This window comes from Amycolatopsis rhizosphaerae (genome assembly GCF_007713715.1).
GTDB classification, from domain to species: domain Bacteria; phylum Actinomycetota; class Actinomycetes; order Mycobacteriales; family Pseudonocardiaceae; genus Amycolatopsis_E; species Amycolatopsis_E rhizosphaerae.
The window spans coordinates 1-5951 of the sequence record NZ_VJWX01000441.1 but is presented as its reverse complement, the minus strand read 5'-3'; the positions used below and the strand labels follow the sequence as shown (position 1 = coordinate 5951).

Genomic DNA, 5951 nt, shown 5'->3' with positions numbered 1-5951 from the left:
CCGAAGTCGTTGCCGCCGCCGGGGTCGCCGTAGTCGCCGCCGTCACCACCGAAGTCGCCACCGCCCCCGTCGCCCATGTCGTCCATGGCCGCCTCCTGGCCCGCGTCGTAACCGGACTCCCAGGCCGCGGCGCTGGCGATGCCGCTCATACCGGTGAACAGGGTGCTGAACAGCAGCATCGAGCCCAGGCCCCAGGCGCCGGCGACCAGCGCGGGCTTCCACCACGGCTGGCTGTACCAGCCCTGCGGCACCGGGCGCCCGGCCACCCGGCCACCCGGGTAGTAGTACGGCGTGTTCGCGCCGGGTTCGGGCGAGGCCTCGTAGGTCTGCCCTTCGAGCTGGACCTGGCGGTGCTCGGTCACCTTGCCCGCGCGCTCCCGTTCGGCTTCTTCGGGCAGTTTCGGGCCGGGATCCATGCCCATCGCGGTCCGGGCGGCCCGTACGTAGTACAGCCCTTCGAGTGCGGTCTCCTTGACCAGCCTGGCCTGCTCGATCGTCCTGGCCTGCTCCAGTTGCGATCCGGCCGCGGTGTACCGCTCGGCCGCGTCGGCCATGGCCTGCTGTGAGGCGGTGTCGGTGCCGGTGAGGTTGAGCACCTGACCGCCGAGGCGCTCGACCAGCCGCCGCGCGTCCGCCTTGGCGTCATCCAGCTGGCGCTGACGGTTCTGTGCCTGCGACTTCACGAAGTAGGCGACGGCGCCAACGATGACGAGAAGGAGCACGATCAGGGTGATCGCGGTGCCCATCGGTCACTCTCCCGGGTTGGTGTCCTGAACCGGACGACGTCGAATGCCTGCGAAAACACCATCACGACGCCGAACCGGACATAGCGCCAACGTACCGGGACGAGGGATGGTTCCTTTGCCGACACCCACCGTTCTGTCGGTGGCCGGTGGGAGACTGCCGGCCATGATCGGATCGGAGCCGAAGACGGATCTTCACCGCTACTTGCGAGCCGCCCGCGAAGCGTTGCTGTGGAAGCTGGACGGGCTGTCGGAGTACGACGTGCGCCGCCCGTTGACGCCGACGGGAACCAACCTGCTGGGACTGGTCAAGCACGCGGCCAGTACGGAACTGGGGTACTTCGGCCTGGTCTTCGGACGGCCGTTCGACCAGCCGCTGCCCTGGCTCGGCGAGGACGCCGAACCGAATGCCGACCTGTGGGCCACCGCCGACGAGTCGCGCGCGGAGATCATCGGGTTGTACCGCCGGGCGTGGGCCCATGCGGACGCGACCATCGCAGCGCTGGCGCTGGACGCGACCGGCCAGGTGCCCTGGTGGCCGGTGGACCGGCGCGAGGTCACGTTGCACCGGATCCTGGTGCACATGATCGCCGAGACCCATCGCCACGCCGGGCACGCCGACGTCGTCCGGGAGCTGATCGACGGGGCCGCCGGGATGCAGAAGGGCAACGACAACTTGCCGCCGGGTGATCAGGCATGGTGGGACGACTACCGGGACCGGCTGGAGCGCGTGGCGCGCGAAGCCGGCCAGCGCTGATGGTGGTGCGGGCGTCGGCAGGCTCATTTCCGGGCACCTTCGCGCCGTGACGGCGGGCCGCCGTTTTCACTCTCGACGTAAATTAGAACACGTTATAGCCTCAGGGTATGAAGTTCAGCGTCTCGGTCGCCATGAACCCGCTCGAGCAGTTCGGAGAGCTGGCGCGAACGGCGGAGGAGAACGGTTTCTCCTCGGTCGTGCTGCCCGACTCGCTCTTCTATTCGGAGAAGGTGTCGGCCGACTACCCCTACACCCCGGATGGGAACAGGTTCTGGAACGCCGAGACGCCCTGGGCGGATCCCCTGGTCGCGGTCGCCTCGATGGGGGCGGTCACCGAGCGGATCCGCTTCTACACCTCGGTGCTGAAGCTGGGTTCCCGCAACCCGGTGCTGCTGGCGCGGCAGGTGGGGTCGGTCGCCGCGTTCACCGGCAACCGGTTCGGGCTCGGCCTTGGCGTGGGCTGGACCCCGGAGGAGTTCGAATGGTGCGGAGCGCCGTACGCGAACCGGGGCAAGCGGGTCGATGAGGCCATCGAGGTGCTGCGGCTGATCCTGGACGGCGGGATGGCCGAGTACCACGGCCGGTTCTTCGACTTCGACAAGCTGCAGATGAGCCCGGCGCCGAGTGGGCGCGTGCCGTTCTACATCGGCGGGCACACCGAGGTCGCACTGCGGCGCGCGGCCCGCGTGGGGGACGGCTGGGCCAGCGCGATGATGAAGTTCGACGATCTTCGCGACACGATCACCAGACTGAACGCGCTGCGTGCCGAGTACGGGCGAGCCGATGAGCCCTTCGAGTTCCAGGCCGTGTGCGTCGACCGGTTCGGGCTGGACGGCTACCGGCAGCAGGCCGAGATCGGGGTGACCGACGTGATCACCCAGCCGTGGGTGTTCGAGGGGATCGGGTTCGGCGACCCCCTCGGTCCGAAGAAGGACGCCATCAAGAAGTTCGCCGACGAGATCATCTCCAACCTGTAGGAGCGCGGGCATGCCGATCGAGGTCTGCTGGGACACCACCGCCGAACAACCGCCCGCCCGGGTGGCGGCGTGGCGGTCGATGAACGCGGTGGTGCGCGGGGCGAAGGACGAATGGCTGGCGCTGTTCGCCGAAGACGCCGTGATCGAAGATCCCGTCGGTCCTTCGGGCTTCGACCCGGAGGGCAAGGGGCACCACGGCCGCGAAGGCATTTCGGCCTTCTGGGACCTCGCGATCGCCAAGGTGGAGCGCTTCCGGTTCGTCATCCGTGATTCGCACGCGGCGGGCAGCGAGGTGGCGAACGTCGGCACGATCACCACGTTCCTGCCGGGCGGCTACCGCGTCGACACCGATGGCGTGTTCGTCTACCGGGTCGGTGACGACGGGCTCGTCACCTCGATGCGCGCCTTCTGGGAGGTCGAACGCGCGATGGCCACCGCGCGGCGCGTCGAAGGGTAAACAATCCGGGCACGTGCGTAAGCGCCGTGTTACCACCGGTGCGTCCGCGATCCGTCGCGGACCCACCGGCCGGACCATGCCGGACATGCATGGCAGGTTTTCCACGGCATCCCGCGCGGACGCCGTTTCTCTCGGGCGTTACTGGGGCTGGCTGCCGGACACCGAGGCGATGTCCACGCACTGGGTGCCGCCGGCCCTCGACTACCACCCGAGCACCGGCCTGCGCTCGCGTTGCGGCAGGCGGTGCCTCCCCTCGGAACGCACCCACCACTGGCGCAAGCTGCCTCGATGCGGGGATTGTGAGGCAGCGCTGCGGTGAAGCGGCCGCGTCAGTCCGCCGGGCCGGAGGAGGTGGGCGCGATCGCGGACCGGGCCGCCAGGGCGGGGAACAACGCGGCGGCATTGCCATGGGCGATGCGGCTGCGGTCCTCCGGTGTCAGCAGCGGGCTGCGCCGCAGTTGCCGGAGGGACTCCGCGTAGGTCGAGGCGGGCATGTACGGGTGGTCGAAACCGGCCAGCAGACGGGACGTGGGCATCAGGTCGAGGAGGGCGGGCAGCTGAGCCGGGCTGGTCGCGGCGGTGAGGTCGTAGTAGAACCACCGCAACCCGTCGGTGAGCTCCTGCTCGGTCAGGGGTGCACGCCCCTCGCCGGCACCGAACACGTTCTGCAGCACCTGGAAGCGGCGAGCCAGGTACGGCATGGTCCCACCGCCGTGCGTGGCGATCACCCTCAGGCGGGGAAAGCGTTCGTGGACGCGGTGCACCACCATGGTGGCGATCATCCGGGTGGTGTCGAAGACGAACTCGAAGATCGACGGGTTCAGCCCCCCGTCGATCGGCCGGGCGGCCACGGCCTCGACCGGGTGGACGAACAGGGTGGCTTCCCGAGCCGACAGTTCGGCGAGAAGAGGATCGAATCGGGGACTCCCCAAATATTCGTCCGCCACGGAGGTCGAGAACGACACGCCGTCGAGGTGCAACACGTCGAGGGCGTAGGCGATCTCCTCGAGGCTGTCGTCGGTCGAGCGGCCGGGCAGCACGGCCAGTCCGCCGAAACGGGCCGGATGCTCCGCGACGAGCCCGGCGAGATACTCGTTCGACCGGCGCGCCTGCCCGGCGGCGCGGGACCGGTCAGCGATCCGGTTGGCCGCGTTCGGCAAGGACAGCACCGTCGCGGCGACGTCGTGCTCGTCCATCAGCTCCAGCAGACGGTGCGCGCTCCAGGGCGGCGCGGCGCCGATCGGCAGGCCCAGACCGGCATCCTCGCCATCGCCGAAATCCACGATCGGATGCGAGTGCACATCGACAACCGTGTGAACCATGTTCGACCACCCCTCAGAAATGAACGCGTGTACACATTGGCTACCAGGCCGTTCTACTCCCAAGTTGTGGACGCCGGTACACTTTTGGCTGTGACGCCTGACACGCCGACTCGGGGCAGACGAGCCCACAACGCCGCGGCTTCCCGCGAGGCGATCCTGGCCGCCGCGCGGACGACGTTCGCCGAGAAGGGCTACGACCGGGCGACCATCCGCGAGATCGCGCGACGCGCCGACACGGCGAACGGACTGGTCCTTCGCCACTTCGGCACCAAACGCGCCCTGTTCCTGGCGTCGTTGAGCCAGGGCGCGGACCCGGCCGACATCACCGACACCGCGGACGCCGACACGCGGGATCTCGACGGGTTCGTCGAGCACCTGCTGGCCGCGCTTCGGGGCGGGCAGGCATCCGCCCCGTTCCTGGCCCTGCTCCGCACCGCGCCCAGTAACCCTGACGTCGCCATCGAACTGCGGAGGACCATCCGGGACCTGATCGCGCGGGCGGACGGCCGCGATCCCGACGATCCGGAGATCGCCCTGCGGATCGACCTGCTGGGAGCCGTCCTGATCGGGGTGACCTTCGTGCGCGACATCCTGGGGTCGAGCGCACTGGCCGATCTGACGGACGCTCAGGTGAGCACCCTGGTGCAGCCGATGCTGCGAGCCGCCCTGGCCGCGTCAGCGGCTTGAGTAGGTCCTCGAGGCCGGGCGCGGAAAGCAGGTGATCCAGCGGGAAAGGACAGCAGGAGGCCCCGAACCCGCCCTCGTCGTCCGGAACCAGCACGTGGTGATCACTTGTGCGCCGTGCGCTGTCACCTGTACGCCGTGCGGGGCTGCCCGATGAAGTGGGGAATTGAACCCCCGCGCTGCCCTCCGCGCACCGGAGAAGCCGGATTGACCGCCGGCTCACGGTGTGTGCTCGCTTTCCGGATGACTACCTGCTCCTGCTGTCCGGATCCCGGTCAGTCCAGCAGATCCACCTCCCAGTTGGTGCGCTGGATGCTCACGTCCAGTTCGCGGATCTCGCGGGCCAGCTGGTCGGCCTCGGCCCGCAGTTCGGCGACGGGGAGGGCGGGCAGGAACATCAGCTCGGAACGCAGTTGGCGGCCGCCGCCCCGCTGATCCCGCCCGGCGGCCGCGTCCGCCGCCGCGGTGACCACCCCGTGCCGCAGCCGCAGGGCATCCCGGCGCGCGAGCGCATCCGTCATCGTCCCTTCGCCCAGCCGTGCCGCGGAGTTCGTACGATTGATCCGGCGGATCAGCGACTCCAGTTCCGCGCACACCTGCCTGGCCTGAGCCAGCAGGCTTCCGGCGTCCTCCGCCGGTGTTTCGCCCTCCTGATAGCGGGCGTTGCCGACGACCCGGGCCCGCAGCTGTTCCAGCCGGCGCGCCGCGTCCGCACGCAACACCAGTGCCTCGGCCAGCTTCATTCTCGTTCCACCCCCTGTGTCCGGGCGGAGGCTGTCACGCTCGCGATCAAGCCGCAACGCCTTTTCCGCCGCGGATCCGCGCGAAGGTCCAGGAGTTCCGCCCCCTCAGTGGCGCGCCAACGCCCCAACCGGCTCCGCGCGGGGGTTCAGTGGGTTCGGCCTCTCAGTGGCGCGCCAACGCCCCAACCGGCTCCGCGTGGGGGTCCAGGGGCTTCGCCCCCTCAGTGGCGCGCCAACGCCTCAACCGGCACCGCATGGGGGTTCAGGG

The 5951-nt window shown here is 69.6% G+C and carries 7 protein-coding genes; 4 read left to right on the top strand and 3 right to left on the bottom strand.

Annotated elements, in window-relative coordinates; translation table 11 throughout:
• A partial coding sequence (locus FNH05_RS29965) for a hypothetical protein (protein ID WP_144592213.1) occupies window positions 1–746 on the bottom strand: 746 nt, incomplete at its 3' end.
• 163 nt (window positions 747–909) lie between these two features.
• On the opposite strand from FNH05_RS29965, the gene FNH05_RS29960 reads away from it, so the two are divergent.
• The 3 genes from FNH05_RS29960 to FNH05_RS29950 all read left to right on the top strand — a co-directional run bounded on the left by FNH05_RS29960 (window position 910) and on the right by FNH05_RS29950 (window position 2934).
• Window positions 910–1500 (top strand): DinB family protein, encoded by a 591-nt coding sequence (locus FNH05_RS29960; RefSeq protein WP_144592212.1) that lies wholly within the window; start codon window positions 910–912, stop codon window positions 1498–1500.
• 107 nt (window positions 1501–1607) lie between these two features.
• Complete coding sequence (locus tag FNH05_RS29955) at window positions 1608–2477, top strand: TIGR03619 family F420-dependent LLM class oxidoreductase (RefSeq protein WP_144592211.1); 870 nt, start codon at window positions 1608–1610, stop codon at window positions 2475–2477.
• Window positions 2478–2487: 10 nt separating this feature from the next.
• Entirely contained in the window at window positions 2488–2934 is a 447-nt protein-coding gene (locus tag FNH05_RS29950; RefSeq protein ID WP_144592210.1) for a nuclear transport factor 2 family protein, read from the top strand.
• A gap of 329 nt (window positions 2935–3263) precedes the next feature.
• Here the strand turns inward: FNH05_RS29950 and FNH05_RS29945 are convergent, their stop codons facing one another.
• Complete coding sequence (locus FNH05_RS29945; RefSeq protein WP_144592209.1) at window positions 3264–4256, bottom strand: amidohydrolase family protein; 993 nt, start codon at window positions 4254–4256, stop codon at window positions 3264–3266.
• A gap of 90 nt (window positions 4257–4346) precedes the next feature.
• Here FNH05_RS29945 and FNH05_RS29940 point away from each other — a divergent pair, with 90 nt between their 5' ends.
• Window positions 4347–4943, top strand: coding sequence for a TetR/AcrR family transcriptional regulator (locus FNH05_RS29940; protein ID WP_186382802.1), 597 nt, complete (start codon window positions 4347–4349; stop codon window positions 4941–4943).
• Between the two features lie 272 nt (window positions 4944–5215).
• On the opposite strand, the gene FNH05_RS29935 is transcribed toward FNH05_RS29940, so the two are convergent.
• Window positions 5216–5683: a DIP1984 family protein gene (locus FNH05_RS29935; RefSeq protein ID WP_144592207.1), complete on the bottom strand. Its 468-nt coding sequence runs from the start codon at window positions 5681–5683 to the stop codon at window positions 5216–5218.
• Between the last annotated feature and the right edge of the window lie 268 nt (window positions 5684–5951).